The sequence below is a fragment of the Streptomyces sp. NPDC059582 genome (genome assembly GCF_042735715.1).
GTDB lineage: Bacteria > Actinomycetota > Actinomycetes > Streptomycetales > Streptomycetaceae > Streptomyces.
In genome coordinates, this window is record NZ_JBHWCC010000005.1 from 1 (window position 1) to 16940 (window position 16940).

15 protein-coding genes are annotated in these 16940 nt (G+C 67.0%); 7 read left to right on the plus strand and 8 right to left on the minus strand.

Features of this window, described 5'->3' with window-relative positions; all coding sequences use genetic code 11:
- Positions 1-52: 52 nt before the first annotated feature.
- The 4 genes from ACFV0T_RS06530 to ACFV0T_RS06545 form a co-directional block, all read right to left on the minus strand.
- On the minus strand, positions 53-547 hold the full coding sequence (locus tag ACFV0T_RS06530; protein ID WP_385775132.1) for a hypothetical protein: 495 nt from the start codon (positions 545-547) through the stop codon (positions 53-55).
- A gap of 117 nt (positions 548-664) precedes the next feature.
- The gene (locus ACFV0T_RS06535; RefSeq protein WP_385775134.1) at positions 665-1927 is read right to left on the minus strand and encodes an MFS transporter; all 1263 of its coding nucleotides are present in this window, start codon (positions 1925-1927) and stop codon (positions 665-667) included.
- A gap of 126 nt (positions 1928-2053) precedes the next feature.
- Positions 2054-3136 (minus strand): inositol-3-phosphate synthase, encoded by a 1083-nt coding sequence (locus tag ACFV0T_RS06540; RefSeq protein ID WP_385775136.1) that lies wholly within the window; start codon positions 3134-3136, stop codon positions 2054-2056.
- Between the two features lie 43 nt (positions 3137-3179).
- Entirely contained in the window at positions 3180-3863 is a 684-nt protein-coding gene (locus tag ACFV0T_RS06545) for a PadR family transcriptional regulator (protein ID WP_385775138.1), read from the minus strand.
- A gap of 374 nt (positions 3864-4237) precedes the next feature.
- Here ACFV0T_RS06545 and ACFV0T_RS06550 point away from each other — a divergent pair, with 374 nt between their 5' ends.
- Complete coding sequence (locus ACFV0T_RS06550; RefSeq protein WP_385775140.1) at positions 4238-6934, plus strand: transglycosylase domain-containing protein; 2697 nt, start codon at positions 4238-4240, stop codon at positions 6932-6934.
- 130 nt (positions 6935-7064) lie between these two features.
- Positions 7065-8564 (plus strand): glycosyltransferase family 87 protein, encoded by a 1500-nt coding sequence (locus ACFV0T_RS06555; RefSeq protein ID WP_385775142.1) that lies wholly within the window; start codon positions 7065-7067, stop codon positions 8562-8564.
- Positions 8565-8663: 99 nt separating this feature from the next.
- On the opposite strand, the gene ACFV0T_RS06560 is transcribed toward ACFV0T_RS06555, so the two are convergent.
- The 3 genes from ACFV0T_RS06560 to ACFV0T_RS06570 form a co-directional block, all read right to left on the minus strand.
- Entirely contained in the window at positions 8664-9695 is a 1032-nt protein-coding gene (locus ACFV0T_RS06560) for an alanine racemase (RefSeq protein WP_385775144.1), read from the minus strand.
- Between the two features lie 65 nt (positions 9696-9760).
- Complete coding sequence (gene femX / locus ACFV0T_RS06565; protein WP_385775146.1) at positions 9761-10882, minus strand: peptidoglycan bridge formation glycyltransferase FemX; 1122 nt, start codon at positions 10880-10882, stop codon at positions 9761-9763.
- A gap of 179 nt (positions 10883-11061) precedes the next feature.
- Complete coding sequence (locus ACFV0T_RS06570; protein ID WP_385775148.1) at positions 11062-11373, minus strand: hypothetical protein; 312 nt, start codon at positions 11371-11373, stop codon at positions 11062-11064.
- A gap of 285 nt (positions 11374-11658) precedes the next feature.
- Between ACFV0T_RS06570 and rpsF the strand changes: the two genes are divergently transcribed.
- The 4 genes from rpsF to rplI all read left to right on the plus strand — a co-directional run bounded on the left by rpsF (position 11659) and on the right by rplI (position 13413).
- The gene (gene rpsF, locus ACFV0T_RS06575) at positions 11659-11949 is read left to right on the plus strand and encodes a 30S ribosomal protein S6 (protein WP_005482942.1); all 291 of its coding nucleotides are present in this window, start codon (positions 11659-11661) and stop codon (positions 11947-11949) included.
- Between the two features lie 77 nt (positions 11950-12026).
- Positions 12027-12629 carry a single-stranded DNA-binding protein gene (locus ACFV0T_RS06580; RefSeq protein WP_385775150.1) on the plus strand — a complete coding sequence of 201 codons (603 nt, stop codon included), beginning with the start codon at positions 12027-12029 and terminating at the stop codon, positions 12627-12629.
- A gap of 82 nt (positions 12630-12711) precedes the next feature.
- Positions 12712-12948, plus strand: a complete 237-nt coding sequence (gene rpsR, locus ACFV0T_RS06585) for a 30S ribosomal protein S18 (RefSeq protein ID WP_003949403.1) — start codon at positions 12712-12714, stop codon at positions 12946-12948.
- Positions 12949-12966: 18 nt separating this feature from the next.
- Positions 12967-13413, plus strand: coding sequence for a 50S ribosomal protein L9 (rplI, locus tag ACFV0T_RS06590; RefSeq protein ID WP_351695817.1), 447 nt, complete (start codon positions 12967-12969; stop codon positions 13411-13413).
- Positions 13414-13592: 179 nt separating this feature from the next.
- Here rplI and ACFV0T_RS06595 read toward each other — a convergent pair whose 3' ends face one another.
- The gene (locus ACFV0T_RS06595) at positions 13593-14930 is read right to left on the minus strand and encodes an MATE family efflux transporter (protein ID WP_385775152.1); all 1338 of its coding nucleotides are present in this window, start codon (positions 14928-14930) and stop codon (positions 13593-13595) included.
- 460 nt (positions 14931-15390) lie between these two features.
- Between ACFV0T_RS06595 and dnaB the strand changes: the two genes are divergently transcribed.
- Entirely contained in the window at positions 15391-16869 is a 1479-nt protein-coding gene (gene dnaB / locus ACFV0T_RS06600) for a replicative DNA helicase (protein ID WP_385775154.1), read from the plus strand.
- The last annotated feature ends 71 nt before the right edge of the window (positions 16870-16940 follow it).

Below are 16940 nucleotides of genomic sequence, written 5' to 3' on the forward strand. Positions count from 1 at the left end.
GGGGCGGTGTTTCACGTGAAACACCGCCCCTGATCGCTGAGCCGACGAGGTCTTACTTGACTTCGCTCAGGCAGAGCACGACGTCGTGGCCGTTGCCGTACTGGACGTAGGAGATCGTCGCGTCCGTGACGGTCTCGCACTTGCTGTCGTCACTGGTGTCGTCGAACTTCTTCACGACCTTGTACTGGGCGTCGCTGGAGGAGCAGTCGACCTCGTTGAGGTCGGCCTTGCTGTCCGTTCCGTCGTTGTGCATGCAAGAACCCACCGAGGTGGTCTCCGCGTCGGTCTCGCTCGCCCAGAAGCCGATGCCGAACTTGATGAGGCCGACGATGACGGCGACGACGATCACGCCGACGATCCGCATGACCTTCTTGCCGGTCCTCCGGCCCGGGGCGGGCGGGGGAGGAACCGGAGCGCCCTGGTTGGGGAACGGGGCGTAGGGCGCACCCTGCGGCGGAACTCCCGGCTGGACGGGCTGCTGCCCCGCGGGCGGCGGAGGCGTCTGGGCGTACGGGTTCTGGCCCTGAGGCGGCGGCGGAGTTGTCACGTTGGGGGTCCCCCTAGAACATGGATGCGCTTGGCGCGAAGTAAGACGCAGGTAAGCTACCGGGCCCCATTGGTCACTTTGCTTTTCCGAGAGCAGTCTGTGGCTTTGATGTGACACTCACTGACGCTCAAAGCGGGCCATAGTCATAGCAATCGCTCCGTAGAGCGCGGCCACGAACACCACCAGCGGAACCGAGCGGCCGTCGGGCGGCAGCATCACGGCGGCCACCCCGGCGGCGCCGACGAAGGCGATGTTGAACAGGACGTCGTACAGGGAGAAGATCCGGCCGCGGAAGCCGTCCTCGACCGAGGACTGCACGACCGTGTCGGTCGCGATCTTCGCGCCCTGGGTGACAAGTCCCAGGACGAACGCCGCGACGAACATGGGGACTTCGGCGAAGGGCAGGCCGAGCGCGAGCTCCAGGACGGCGCCGGACCCGGAACAGACGACGATCCAGCGTCCTGGCCCCAGCCGTCCCACCGCCGACGGCGTCACCACGGCCGCCGCGAAGAATCCCGCTCCCGAGACGCCCACGGCCACTCCCAGCAGTGCCAGACCCTCGTTCGAACCGGACGACCAGGCGTACCGGCAGAGCATGAGGACCGTGACGGTCAGGGCGCCGTAGCAGAACCGCATCAGCGTCATCGAGACCAGAGCCCAGGCGGCCTCCCTCCTGCCCGGCGCGGCGAGATGCCGTACCCCCGCCGCGAGCCCTCGCGCGGTACCGCTCAGCGCCGCTCCCAGCCGCGGCCGTACCAACGCGTGGTCGGGCCCCAGCAGTTCCGCTGCCATGCGCAGAGAAGCGAGAGCCGCGCACAGATACAGCGAGGCGCCCAGCAGCACCACGGCGGCGTCGGAGTCCGCCACCACCAGCCGGACGGCGAAGGCGAGGCCGCCGCCGGCGGTCGCGGCGAGCGTTCCGGCGGTCGGGGAGAGGGAGTTGGCGATCACGAGCCGCTCGGCGTCGACCACCCGGGGCAGTGCCGCGGACAGCCCCGCGAGGACGAATCGGTTGACGGCGGTGACGCACAGGGCGGAGACGTAGAAGAGCCAGTCCGGAACGTGGCCGATCATCAGGGTCGCCGTCACCGATGCCAGCAGGGCACGTAGCAGATTGCCGTAGAGGAGGACCTGACGACGGCGCCAGCGGTCGAGCAGAACGCCGGCGAAGGGGCCCACCAGCGAGTACGGCAGCAGCAGTACCGCCATCGCGGAGGCGATCGCGGCGGCCGAGGTCTGTTTCTCCGGCGAGAAGACGACGTAGGTGGCGAGCCCCACCTGATAGACGCCGTCGGCGCCCTGGGAGAGCAGTCGCACGCCCAGCAGGCGCCGGAAGTCCTGGAAGCGCAGAAGAACACGCAGATCGCGGACGACGGACATGGGGCACAGCCTCACACACGCGGAGGGTCCCCGGGTCATGGACCCGGGGACCCTCAACCGCCCTGGCAGGAGCAGTGTCGGCGCTGCGGCGTCCTGTCGACGCACAGCGCTCCGTTTTGCCGGCGCCTAGCGCTCGACCTCGCCCTTGATGAACTTCTCGACGTTGGCGAAGGCCTCGTCGTCGAAGTACTGGACCGGCGGGGACTTCATGAAGTACGAGGAGGCCGACAGGATCGGACCGCCGATGCCGCGGTCCTTGGCGATCTTCGCGGCGCGCAGGGCGTCGATGATGACACCCGCGGAGTTCGGGGAGTCCCAGACCTCGAGCTTGTACTCGAGGTTCAGCGGAACGTCGCCGAAGGCGCGGCCCTCGAGGCGGACGTAGGCCCACTTGCGGTCGTCCAGCCAGGCCACGTAGTCCGACGGGCCGATGTGGACGTTCTTCTCGCCCAGATCGCGGTCGGGGATCTGCGAGGTGACGGCCTGCGTCTTCGAGATCTTCTTCGACTCGAGGCGGTCGCGCTCCAGCATGTTCTTGAAGTCCATGTTGCCGCCCACGTTGAGCTGCATGGTGCGCTCGAGACGGACACCGCGGTCCTCGAACAGCTTCGCCATCACACGGTGCGTGATGGTGGCGCCGACCTGCGACTTGATGTCGTCGCCGACGATCGGGACGCCCGCCTCGGTGAACTTGTCCGCCCACTCCTTGGTGCCGGCGATGAAGACCGGGAGAGCGTTGACGAAGGCGACCTTGGCGTCGATGGCGCACTGGGCGTAGAACTTCGCCGCGTCCTCGGAACCGACGGGCAGGTAGCAGACGAGGACGTCGACCTGCTTGTCCTTGAGGATCTGGACGATGTCGACGGGGGCCTCGGCGGACTCCTCGATGGTCTGGCGGTAGTACTTGCCGAGACCGTCCAGGGTGTGACCGCGCTGGACCGTGACGCCCTTGTTCGGGACGTCGCAGATCTTGATGGTGTTGTTCTCGCTGGCGCCGATGGCGTCGGAGAGGTCGAGGCCGACCTTCTTCGCGTCGACGTCGAAGGCGGCGACGAACTCGACGTCACCCACGTGGTATTCGCCGAACTGGACGTGCATCAGGCCCGGGACCTTGGACGCCGGGTCGGCGTCCTTGTAGTACTCGACGCCCTGCACCAGCGATGCAGCGCAGTTGCCCACGCCGACGATGGCTACGCGAACCGAACCCATTCCGGTTGCTCCCTGTGTGTACGAGTGAGGCCCTGAAGGGGACTCACGTGGCGGTGTCGTCGGGCGTATCCGGCCGGGGGTCGTCCCCCGGCCGGGGCAGGCCGCCCGTCGCTCCAGATGTGGTGTCGTGCTGAGCGAGCCCACCGGAGGCGGAACCCTTCAGGTCCCGTCCGGCCCGCTCGCTCTCGATGAGCTCGTTCAGCCAGCGCACCTCGCGCTCCACGGACTCCATTCCGTGGCGCTGAAGCTCAAGCGTGTAGTCGTCGAGGCGCTCCCGGGTGCGTGCCAGGGAGGCGCGCATCTTTTCGAGACGCTCCTCCAGCCGGCTACGGCGACCCTCCAGTACGCGCATGCGTACATCGCGTGACGTCTGCCCGAAGAAAGCGAAGCGAGCGGCGAAGTGTTCGTCCTCGTACGCGTCGGGTCCCGTCTGCGAGAGCAGTTCCTCGAAGTGTTCCTTACCTTCTGCCGTCAACCGGTAGACGATCTTGGCGCGACGCCCCGCGAGTGGAGCGGCGAGAGCGTCCTCGGGGGTGCTTCCCGTCTCCTCGATCAACCAGCCGCTGGCGACCAGCGTCTTGAGGCAGGGGTAAAGCGTCCCGTAGCTGAACGCCCGGAACACACCCAGTGACGTGTTGAGTCGTTTGCGCAGCTCATAGCCGTGCATCGGGGACTCGCGGAGCAGGCCGAGTACGGCGAACTCGAGGATCCCGGAACGCCGGCTCATCGTCGCCTCCTCTCTGCCGCGGACGGGCCGTGACGGTCTTTATGCCGAGCTGATGTATCGACTCGATACATCAGAACGATAGAACGGCCTTCCGCGCGCGACAAGAGGGAAGATGGTGAACGGGATCACATCACCGATTCGTTGGATGCAAGTTGCCTGATTTGGGGTGAACTTCGGGGCTCGGCGGGTTTTGACGGTGCGTAGTCTGTGCGCCATGCACACCACCGGGAACCGAGTGACGCTTGGGGACGTCCTCGTCCTCGGTGCAGTACGGGTGAATGCGTGACCGACCACATCCGTACTTCGGGGGGACCGGAAACCAGCTGCCGTTTCCAGGCGCGCACGGGTGCGCCTGCCCGAGGAGTAATCGTTCGATGAGCGAGCACCGTCGCAAACCGCCGCAGCCGCAGGGAGGCGGACGTGCCGCGGCCCGACGCGGCCAGTCCGGCTCGTCCTCCGGCCGCCGAGCGGCACCGCGTGGCGCCACCGGGTCTCAGTCCGATGCGTACGGGTCGGATTCCTATGAGCCGGCAGGCGAGGAGTCGTCGTACGGCGGCCGTGCCGAGGCCCGGCGCGCGGCACAGAGAGGTGGCCGCCGCAGAGCGGCCGAGAACGGCCCCGGAGGCCGCCGGGGCGGCTCCGACGGCCCTGGGCGGGGCAGGGGGCGTGCAGTCGCTTCGGGCAAGAAGCGCTTCATCGACTACCCGCGCTTCGGTAAGGACGGGTGGCGCCGCTGGGTGCCGTCCTGGAAGCTCGTCTCCGGCCTGTGCGTCGGCTTCATCGGCAGTCTGGTGGCCGTGGCGGGCATCGGATACGCCATGGTGAGTGTGCCGAACGTCGCTGACACCGCGACGTCCCAGAACAACGTCTACTACTGGGCCGACGACAGCCCGATGGTCGCCACGGGCGGTGAGACGAACCGCCAGATCATCAACCTGTCGCAGATCCCGAAGGCGATGCAGTTCGCCGTGGTGTCGCAGGAGAACAAGACCTTCTACACCGACAGCGGCATCGACCCCAACGGCATCGCCCGCGCCGTGCTGAACATGGCCAAGGGCGGTGAGACGCAGGGTGGTTCCACCATCACCCAGCAGTACGTGAAGAACGCGCGTCTGGACGACCAGTCCCAGACCATCACGCGGAAGTTCAAGGAGATCTTCATCTCCATAAAGGTGGGGGCCACGGTCAAGAAGGACGACATCATGGCCGGCTACCTGAACTCCGCGTACTACGGGCGCAACGCCTACGGGATCCAGGCCGCGGCCCGCGCCTACTTCGCCAAGGACGCCATAAAGCTGAACCCGGGCGAGTGCGCCTTCCTGGCGGCGATGCTCAAGGGCTCCACGTACTACGACCCGGCCGGTGCGACCGCCTTCGACTCGTCCGCCACCGCTGGGGCGAACAGCAAGCGGGCCCTGCGGCAGATGCAGGACACGCTCGACAAGATGGTCGAGTACGGTCATCTGGACGCCCAGGAACGGGCCAAGTACACCACTCTGCCCGACTGGAAGAACCCGCGCTCGAACACCGAACTGAGCGGTCAGATCGGCTACCTCGTCGATCTCGCCAACAGCTACGTGGTCACCCACAGCAAAGAAACCGGCATCACCCAGAAAAAGCTGACCCAGGGCGGCTACTCCATCTACACGACTTTCGACAAGAAGAAGGTCAAGGAGCTCGAGGCGTCCGTCACGAAGGTCCAGAAGGCGAGCATCAAGCCCAAGGAGCGACCGGATACGGACACGCACGTCCAGTTCGGCGGAGCTTCGGTGGACCCGGCGTCCGGTGCCATCAAGGCCATCTACGGCGGTGAGAGCGCGACCAAGCACTTCACCAACAATGCCGACACCACCGGCGCCCAGGTCGGCTCCACGTTCAAGCCGTTCGTGCTCGCCGCGGCGATGAAGTGGGGCGTGCGCAATCCCGACGGCCCGGAGTCGCAGGCGCAGGACGAACGCACCATCGCCTCTCCGAAGAGCCTGTTCAGCGGAAAGAACAAGCTCAAGATCAAGGAGTACAACAAGGAAGTCTGGAAGAACGAGAAGGGCGAGGAGTGGCTCCAGACCAACGACGGCAACGCCTCGTACGGCGGCGCCCCGAAGTACCAGATCGACCTTCGTGAGGCGATGCGGGAGTCGGTCAACTCCGCCTTCGTGCAGCTCGGCATGGATGTCGGTCTGGACAAGGTGAAGCAGTCGGCCGTCGACGCGGGGATCCTGCCGTCCAGCCTGACCGGCACCAGCTTCCCGTCCTTCTCCATCGGTATCTCCGACCCCAGCGCCATCCGGATGGCGGGCGCCTACGGCACCTTCGCGGCCAGCGGGAAACAGCATGACCCGTTCTCCGTCCGGTCGGTGAAGAGCAAGGACGGCGTGGTCTACACGCACAAGGTCGAGTTCGAAGAGGCCTTCACCCCGGCGGTCGCCGACAACGTCACCGACGTCCTGAAGACCGTCGTCGAGAAGGGCACGGGTACCAACGCCCAGCTGCCCGGTCGTGAGGTGGCCGGCAAGACCGGTACCACCGACGGCAACAAGTCGGCCTGGTTCGTCGGCTACACGCCGCAGCTGTCCACGTCGATCACGATGTTCCGGTACGACGACGACGAGACCAAGAAGAACCGCACGTTCCTCGAGATGTACGGAACGGGTGGTCAGAAGAAGATCCACGGTGCGTCGTTCCCGGCCCAGATCTGGCACGACTACATGGCGGAGGCGCTGAAGGGCGAGAAGGCCGAGGACTTCCCGACCCCCGAGCCCATCGGTGAGGTCGTGAACGAGGAGCCGTCGCCGACGCCCACGCCGTCCGCCACCGAGACCGAGGAGGCCAGCCCGACACCGTCTCCCACGCCGTCGGAGACGCTGACCAGCCCCTCTCCCTCGGCCAGCGAGACCTGCGGCAGGTTCACCTGGAACTGCGGCAACAACGGCGGTACCGACGCGGGTACCACGAACGGTGGCAGTACCGACGGCGGAGTGACCAGCTCACCGTCGTCCTCGGAATCGACTGGTTCCAACAGAGGCAATGGAAACGGCGGTAATGGGTCGCTCTTCGGCGGCCCAACCGGATAGCCGCCTATCGCCCGACATGAGTGTTTCACGTGAAACGCCCGAATGTTTCACGTGAAACGAGGGCCGTCACACCGACTGAGGTGTGGCGGCCCTCGGCGTATTCCTAGGCGCGTACGGCAGGATGTGCCCCATGCCCAGTGCAGAAGCGACGCCGACGAGCGTGCACGAGCCCGATCCGGTACGGCCGACCAGGGACGACGAGGTCGCCGCGGCCGCCAGTGAGCTGATCGGCGGCCCCATCGGACGGCGTGCCCTCCTCGGGGCGTCCTGGTGGACTCCCGTACGAGTCGTCGCGCTTGTGGCCATCGGAGTGTTCGCCTTCGGTCTCGTCCAGAAGGCGCCCTGCTACAACGGTGGCTGGTTCTTTGGCGCCAGTTCCCAGTACACGCACGCGTGCTATTCGGACATTCCGCACCTCTACCAGGGTCGCGGATTCGCCGACGGACTCGTGCCGTACTTCGACAAGCTCCCCGGTGACATGCAGTACCTCGAGTACCCGGTGCTGACCGGTGTGTTCATGGAGGTGGCCGCCTGGCTGACGCCCGGCAGCGGCTCCATCCAGCACCAGGAACAGTGGTACTGGATGGTCAACGCCGGGATGCTGATGGTCTGCGCGGCCGTCATCGTGGTCTGTGTGTCCCGCACGCAGGCGCGCCGACCCTGGGACGGCCTGCTGGTGGCTCTGGCACCCGCCTTCGCGCTGACCGCCACGATCAATTGGGATCTGCTGGCGGTGGCCCTGACGGCCGCCGCGATGCTGATGTGGTCACGGAGCCGCTCGCTGGCCTTCGGAGTCCTCCTCGGGCTCGCCACGGCCGCCAAGCTGTATCCCGTCTTCCTGCTCGGCCCGCTGTTCCTGTTGTGCTGGCGTGCGGGCAAGTGGCGGGACTTCGGCAAGGCCCTGGCAGGCGCGGCCGTCTCCTGGCTCGTGGTGAACCTGCCGGTGATGCTCTTCGCCTTCGACGGCTGGTCGAAGTTCTACACGTTCAGCCAGGAGCGGGGCGTCGACTTCGGGTCCTTCTGGCTGATCATGGCGCAGAACTCGACCGACCCGCTCAGCACCGACACGGTCAACACCCTGGCCACGGTCCTGGTGCTGCTCTGCTGCGGCGGTATCGCGGCGCTGACCTTCACCGCCCCGCGCAGGCCGCGCTTCGCCCAGCTGGCGTTCCTGATCGTCGCGGCGTTCATCCTCACCAACAAGGTGTACTCCCCGCAGTACGTCCTGTGGCTGGTGCCGCTGGCCGTGCTGGCCCGGCCGAAGTGGCGGGACTTCCTGATCTGGCAGGCGTGCGAGGTGGCGTACTTCCTGGGGATCTGGATGTACCTCGCGTACACGACGAGCGGAGACGCCCACAAGGGCCTGCCGACCGACGGCTATCACTGGGCCATCGGCGCGCATCTTCTGGGGACGCTGTACCTCTGCGTCGTGGTCGTGCGCGACATCCTCATGCCGGAGCGGGACGTGGTGCGCCAGGCCGGCGACGACGACCCCTCGGGCGGTGTGCTCGATGGAGCGGAGGACGTGTTCGTCCTCGGTTCGGCTGCCCATCCGCCGAGGCACGCGGCCCACTTCGACGGGCCGCAGGTGGAGTGGGGCAAACGGGAGTCGACCGACAGTTCGCTCTGAGCGAACAAGGGCGGGCGGCCCACGTAAAAGGCCGTATACGGAGACTCCGTGTACGGCCTTTCGGCGTTGCCGGGCGGCTCAGGTGCCTGTGCCCACCGCTCAGCGGTCCACGATGCGGTCGAACTGGGTGGTGGTGTGCCGCAGATGGGCCACCAGCTCCTCACCGACCTTCGGCTCCGGGGCATCCGAGGGCACGAACAGGATGGAGACCTGCATGTGCGGCGGCTCGGCGAACCAGCGCTGCTTGCCGCCCCAGACGAACGGGGCGAGGTTCCGGTTCACGGTGGCCAGACCGGCGCGGGCGACGCCCTTGGCGCGCGGCATGACGCCGTGCAGAGCCTTGGGGGCCTCCAGGCCCACCCCGTGCGACGTACCGCCCGCCACGACCACCAGGTAGCCGTCCGAGGCCGCCTTCTGCTGCCGGTAGCCGAACCGGTCGCCCTTGGCGACGCGCGTGACGTCCAGGACGGCACCGCGGTACTCGGTGGCGTCGTGGTCCCCGAGCCACAGGCGCGTGCCGATGCGGGCGCGGAAGCGGGTCTGCGGGAACTGCTGCTGCAAGCGGGCGAGTTCCTCCGCCTTGAGGTGGCTGACGAACATGGTGTGCAGCGGCAGTCGGGCCGCGCGCAGCCGGTCCATCCAGCCGATGACCTCCTCGACGGCGTCCGAGCCGTCGGTGCGGTCCAGCGGAAGGTGGATCGCGAAGCCCTCGAGACGGACGTTCTCGATGGCGGAGTGCAGCTGGGCCAGGTCCTGCTCGCTTATGCCGTGCCGCTTCATCGACGACATGACCTCGATGACCACCCGGGCGCCCACCAGGCCGTACACGCCGTCGATCGACGACACCGAGCGGATCACCCGGTCGGGCAGCGGCACGGGCTCCTCGCCGCGCCGGTACGGCGTCAGCACCAGCAGGTCACCGCCGAACCAGTCCTTGATGCGCGCGGCTTCGTACGTCGTGCCGACGGCCAGGACGTCCGAGCCCAGCCGCGTGGCCTCCTCCGCGAGGCGCTCGTGACCGAAGCCGTAGCCGTTGCCCTTGCAGACCGGGACGAGTCCCGGGAACTGCTCCTGCACGTGCTTGTGGTGCGCCCGCCAGCGCGCGGTGTCGACGTAGAGGGTGAGCGCCATGGCCGGACCTGGAACCTTTCTCGTGGCAGCGGTGTATCAGAGGTATGGAAGCACTGAACGTGACGTCAGCGTCGCGACATGTAGATGTCGAGAGCCTTGTGGAGCAGCTTGTTCAGCGGGAAGTCCCACTCGCCGAGGTATTCGGCGGCCTGTCCACCCGTGCCGACCTTGAACTGGATCAGGCCGAAGAGATGGTCGGTCTCGTCCAGCGAGTCGGAGATTCCGCGCAGGTCGTAGACGGTGGCGCCGAGTGCGTAGGCGTCCCGCAGCATCCGCCACTGCATCGCGTTGGACGGGCGGAACTCACGGCCGATGTTGTCGGAGGCGCCGTAGGAGTACCAGACGTGGCCGCCGACGATCAGCATCGTCGCCGCCGACAGGTTCACGCCGTTGTGGCGGGCGAAGTACAGCCGCATGCGGTTGGGGTCCTCGGTGTTGAGGGCCGTCCACATGCGCTGGAAGTACGAGAGCGGGCGGGGCCTGAAGTGGTCGCGCACGGCCGTGATCTCGTACAGGCGCTGCCATTCCTCAAGGTCGTGGTAGCCACCCTGGACGACCTCGACACCTGCCTTCTCGGCCTTCTTGATGTTGCGGCGCCACAGCTGGTTGAAGTTCTTGTGGACCTCTTCCAGGGAGCGGTTGGCCAGCGGCACCTGGTAGACGTAGCGGGGCTGCACGTCGCCGAAGCCGGCGCCGCCGTCCTCGCCCTGCTGCCAGCCCATGCGGCGCAGCTTGTCGGCCACCTCGAAGGCGCGCGGCTCGATGAAGTCCGCCTCGATGTCCCGCAGCCGCTTCACGTCCGGGTTCTGGATGCCGGCCTTGATGGAGATGGCCTCCCAGCGCCGGATGATCACCGGCGGGCCCATCTTCACGGAGAAGGCGCCCTGCTGCTTCAGATGCGCGAGCATCGGTTCCAGCCAGTCGGTGAGATTCGGTGCGAACCAGTTGATGACCGGGCCCTCGGGCAGATAGGCCAGATAGCGCTTGATCTTGGGCAGCTGTCGGTAGAGGACCAGGCCGGCGCCGGCCATCTCACCGGTGCGGTCGTCGAACCAGCCGAGGCTCTCGGAGCGCCACTCCGCTTTTACGTCCGCCCAGGCCGGAACCTGCATGTGACTCGCCGACGGCAGGCTCTGGATGTATGCCAGATGCTGCTCTCGACTGATGGTCCTCAGGGTCAGGCTCATTCCGGGCGCTCCTCGGGCTGGTGTGTCCCCATGGGTACAGGGGCTCCGGCTCTCGCGGCGAAGCCTACTGCGCCTTGCGGGCGGCCTCACTGGGCGTACGGGCCCAACGCCCCGGCGCGGAGGCCGGCCGGGGCGTTCCGGGGAGCTTCACACAGCGTTCGAGGGTGCTTCGGCGCGACTCAGAAGACGCCGCCGAAGAGCCCGCCGTGCGCCATGCCGAGGAAGAAACCGATGGCAGCGGCGCCGAGACCCAGGATCAGACCGAAACGTTCGCGGGTCGTCTCGGAGATCCACTGCCCGTAGGCCCCGGTGAAGATGCCCACCAGGCCGGCCCAGGAGCTGAGCAGGTGCAGGTTGTGGAACATCGCCGAGACGAAAGCCGTGATGCCCAGCACCAGGGTCACCGCGAGCAGCGTGACCTGGAGGGGATGGGACTTTCCGTCCGAGGCGAAAAGGCCGCCGACGGTGTTGGGTCGCAATGCCTGTGCCATAGGGCACCTCCTGCGGAAGGCGGCGCATCGTAGCGCCGTACACACCCGATGTGTACAGATTGAGGGTCTACGGGGCCGGATTTCAACCGGAAGCGGGTGTGCGGGTAGTCTGTAGCGTCTGCACCGGTGTCTGCCCAGGCACAGCCAGGATCCGCCCAGAACAGAGCAGGGACGCCACCCGGCGGCCCTCGATTGTCAGTGGCGGCCGATACCGTTGCGAACGCATCACAACCCTCCTGCCACGGAACGACCGTGGCCGCTGAGTCCAAAGGAGGTGGGTTCCACATGCGTCACTACGAGGTGATGGTCATCCTCGACCCCGATCTGGAGGAGCGCGCTGTCGCCCCCCTGATCGAGAACTTCCTCTCCGTCGTCCGTGAGGGCAACGGAAAGGTCGAGAAGGTCGACACCTGGGGCCGTCGTCGTCTCTCGTACGAGATCAAGAAGAAGCCCGAGGGCATCTACTCGGTCATCGACCTGCAGGCCGAGCCTGCGGTCGTCAAGGAGCTCGACCGCCAGATGAACCTGAACGAGTCGGTCCTCCGGACCAAGGTCCTCCGTCCCGAGACCCACTGAGCTCTCCCGCTCAGACGATCTCGGGATTCGAGTAGCAGCACCAGCAGCCAGCAGCAAACCCGCCGAGAGGTTCCCCCATGGCAGGCGAGACCGTCATCACGGTCGTCGGCAATCTTGTCGACGACCCCGAGCTGCGCTTCACCCCGTCCGGTGCGGCGGTCGCGAAGTTCCGCGTCGCGTCCACTCCCCGCACCTTCGACCGTCAGACGAACGAGTGGAAGGACGGCGAAAGCCTCTTCCTCACCTGCTCGGTCTGGCGTCAGGCGGCGGAGAACGTCGCCGAGTCGCTTCAGCGAGGCATGCGCGTCGTCGTGCAGGGCCGGCTGAAGCAGCGGTCCTATGAGGACCGCGAGGGCGTCAAGCGCACGGTCTACGAGCTGGACGTCGAGGAAGTCGGCCCCAGCCTGCGCAACGCCACGGCCAAGGTCACCAAGACCGCCGGTCGCGGTGGTCAGGGTGGCCAGGGTGGTTACGGCGGCGGTGGCGGCCAGGGTGGCGGCAGCTGGGGCGGAAGCTCCGGCGGCGGCCAGCAGGGCGGCGGCGCTCCCGCTGACGACCCGTGGGCTTCCGGCACTCCCGCCGGTGGCAACCAGGGCGCTGGTGGCGGCGGCGGTGGCGGCGGCTGGGGCGGAAGCTCCGGCGGCAACGGCGGCGGCTACTCGGACGAGCCCCCCTTCTAGGCCCGCGGCCTAGGCCCTGTCGGGCCTGACCGGGTCGAAGGTGGGTCGTATCCCAACTTCTTGATCACACAGGAGAAACACCATGGCGAAGCCGCCTGTGCGCAAGCCTAAGAAGAAGGTCTGCGCTTTCTGCAAGGACAAGGTCACGTACGTGGACTACAAGGACACGAACATGCTGCGGAAGTTCATTTCCGACCGCGGCAAGATCCGTGCCCGCCGCGTGACCGGCAACTGCACGCAGCACCAGCGTGACGTCGCCACGGCCGTCAAGAACAGCCGTGAGATGGCGCTGCTGCCCTACACCTCCACCGCGCGATAAGGGAAGGGTGACCGACTAATGAAGATCATCCTCACCCACGAGGTCTCCGGCCTCGGTGCCGCGGGCGACGTTGTCGACGTCAAGGACGGTTACGCTCGCAACTACCTGATCCCGCGGAAGTTCGCTATCCGCTGGACCAAGGGTGGCGAGAAGGATGTCGAGCAGATTCGTCGCGCTCGCAAGATCCACGAGATCCAGACCATCGAGCAGGCCAACTCTGTGAAGGCCCAGCTCGAGGGTGTCAAGGTCCGTCTGGCCGTCCGCTCCGGCGACGCCGGTCGTCTCTTCGGTTCCGTCACCCCGGCCGACGTCGCCTCGGCGATCAAGGCTTCCGGTGGCCCCGAGGTCGACAAGCGCCGCATCGAGCTGGGCGCGCCGATCAAGACGCTGGGCGCCCACGAGACGTTCGTGCGTCTGCACCCCGAGGTTGCCGCCAAGGTCAACATCGAGGTCGTCGCGGCCTGACCGCTGCGTTTGGCTTGAACAGCCAAAGAAGGGGCCGCGCCCTGCCGGGTGCGGCCCCTTCTGCGTGCTTGGTCCACGCCCTTGTTCTTGCGCACGCGAGAGCCAGTGGGCCTTCGCCGGCCCGATGCCGTCAGGCTGCGCGCGTGTTTCACGTGAAACGCCGGTTTCACGTGAAACGGTCAGCGCGTGGCGCCCGTGACGATCCAGCGTCCGGAACGGGCACGCAACCAGAGGGTCAGCATCCGCACGGCCATCATCAGCGTCATGGCTGCCCACAGCGCGGTGAGGCCACCGCCGAGAACCGGGACCAGCAGAGCGACCGGGGTGAAGACCGCCAAGGTGACCACCATTGCCCCGGCCAGATATGGGCCGTCTCCCGCTCCCATCAGGACCCCGTCCAGGACGAAGACGATGCCACAGACGGGCTGGGCGAGCGCCACTATGAGGAGCGCGGGCAGGGCGGTGTCCTTGACCAGGGTGTCGCTGGTGAACAGGGGCAGGAAGAGCGGCCGGGCGATCACCACGAGCAGGCCGAGTGCGAAGCCTGCCGCGATGCCCCACTCCACCATGCGGCGACAGGCTTCGCGGGCGCCCTTGGTGTCACCGGCACCGAGGTGGCGACCGATGATGGCCTGCCCCGCGATGGCGATGGCGTCGAGGGTGAAGGCCAGCAGACTCCACAGGGACAGGATGATCTGGTGGGCCGCGATGTCGGCATCGCCGAGACGGGCCGCGACGGCCGTGGCGATCATCAGGACCGCCCGCAGGGAGAGCGTACGGACCAGCAGAGGTACACCAGCCTGCGCGGAGGCTTTGATGCCGGCGGCATTGGGGCGCAGCGAGGCGCCGTGCCTGCGGGCTCCGCGCACGACCACTACGAGGTAGACGGTGGCCATGGCGACCTGTGCGATGACGGTGCCCCAGGCGGAGCCCGCGATGCCGAGGCCGGCGCCGTAGACGAGGCCCGCGTTCAGGGCGGCATTGGCGACGAAGCCGGAGACGGCGACGTAGAGCGGTGTCCTGGTGTTCTGCAGGCCGCGCAGAACACCGGTGGCAGCGAGCACGACGAGCATGGCCGGGATGCCGAGAGACGAGATACGCAGATAGGTCGTCGCGTAGGGGGCTGCTGTGTCCGAGGCGCCGAAGAGGTCCACGAGGGCCGGGGCCGTGGGCAGAACGGTGATGATGACCGCGGCGCCGAGCAGCAGCGCCAGCCAGATGCCGTCCATGCCCTGGCGGATGGCCGCCTTCAGATCGCCGGCGCCGACGCGGCGGGCGACGGCGGCCGTGGTGGCGTAAGCGAGGAAGACGAAGATGCTGACTGCCGTCGTGAGGAGGGCCGAGGCGACGCCGAGTCCGGCGAGTTGCGCGGTGCCGAGGTGGCCCACGATCGCGCTGTCGGCGATGACGAAAAGGGGCTCGGCGACGAGTGCGCCGAAGGCCGGAACGGCCAGCGCCACGATCTCACGGTCGTGCTGTCGCCGAGGGGTCCTGGCGGGCGCGGGAGCCTGTGTCATGAGCACTAATCTAATCGTCCACAGGTAAGAGATGCAATGTGCGACTGACCCTTACTGGCCCTCTGGTCGTATGGACTTTCGCGCACCGTTCGAGCCGATCTTGGTCCGGCTGGGAAAGTTTTTCTTCTGCACAGCCGGTGGACGGGATACTCGCAGCTCAGGGCAGCTCTCCCCAGGTGGGTGGGAGCTTGTTCACAGGCCTGTCCACCGGGTCGTGCACAGGTTTTGCGGAGTTCTCCACAGCATCCGGGCCGTCGTCCACATGGCCTGTGGATAACCAGATTGGCTGACGGTGCCGACAGGCCTACCGTGGTGCGGCGCCCGCTCCGTCCGTCGGCCGTGAAACCGTCACAAAACCGACGCGTCCGAACCGGAGAAGGGCCTCTTATTTGTCAGTGCCGTGCCGTAGAAAAGACAGGCACGGCGAGGTCCGCTCCGGCGGACGGGAGGAGGTGGCTCGGTGAGCATTTCCGAGCCCTTGGACGATCCGTGGGCCGACAGCGGTCCGAGTGATCGTCTGCCCGCCTCTCGTCGCCGCGGTGAGGGGGGCCGAGGCCGAGGCGAGCAGCATGACCGGGGTCGGGACGACAGCGAGTGGGAGAGCGGGGGGACGTCCTTCGAACGCGTACCACCGCAGGACCTCGACGCCGAACAGTCCGTTCTCGGTGGCATGCTCCTGTCCAAGGACGCCATCGCGGACGTCGTCGAGGTCCTCAAGGGCCACGACTTCTACAAGCCGGCGCACGAAACGATCTTCCAGGCGATCCTGGACGTCTACGCCAAGGGCGAGCCGGCCGACCCCATCACGATTGCCGCCGAGCTCACCAAACGTGGCGAGATCAACAAGGTCGGCGGCGCCTCGTATCTGCACACGCTCGTCCAGACCGTACCGACGGCTGCGAACGCCGAGTACTACGCGGAGATCGTTCACGAGCGGGCCGTGCTGCGCCGTCTCGTCGAGGCGGGTACGCGCATCACCCAGATGGGATACGCGGCCGACGACGACGTCGACGAGATCGTCAACCGCGCCCAGGCCGAGATCTACGCGGTCACCGAGCAGCGCACCAGCGAGGACTACCTGCCGCTCGGCGACATCATGGAGGGCGCACTCGACGAGATCGAGGCGATCGGCTCCCGCAGCGGCGAGATGACCGGTGTGCCCACCGGCTTCACCGATCTCGACTCACTGACCAACGGCCTGCACCCGGGCCAGATGATCGTCATCGCCGCGCGTCCCGCCATGGGTAAGTCCACCCTCGCGCTGGACTTCGCCCGGGCCGCGTCGATCAAGCACAACCTGCCGAGCGTCATCTTCTCCCTCGAAATGGGCCGCAACGAGATCGCGATGCGTCTGCTGTCCGCAGAGGCTCGTGTCGCCCTGCACCACATGCGTTCCGGCACCATGACGGACGAGGACTGGACACGGCTGGCCCGCCGTATGCCCGAGGTGTCGTCCGCGCCGCTCTTCATCGACGACTCCCCGAACCTGTCGATGATGGAGATCCGCGCGAAGTGCCGGCGGCTCAAGCAGCGCAGCGACATCAAGCTCGTGATCATCGACTATCTCCAGCTGATGCAGTCCGGTGGTTCCAAGCGCTCCGAGAGCCGTCAGCAGGAGGTCTCGGACATGTCCCGTAACCTCAAGCTCCTCGCCAAGGAGCTCGAGGTGCCCGTGATCGCGCTCTCTCAGCTCAACCGTGGTCCCGAACAGCGCACGGACAAGAAGCCGATGGTGTCCGACCTGCGTGAGTCCGGCTCCATCGAGCAGGACGCCGACATGGTGATCCTGCTGCACCGTGAGGACGCCTACGAGAAGGAGTCGCCCCGGGCGGGCGAGGCGGACATCATTGTCGGCAAGCACCGTAACGGCCCGACGGCCACGATCACCGTCGCCTTCCAGGGTCACTACTCGCGCTTCGTGGACATGGCACAGACCTGATCCGGCACGCCTCCTGGGACGGGTCGGGAACCCGCAGGTCAGCCAAGACCCACGCGTCACACGTGACGAGA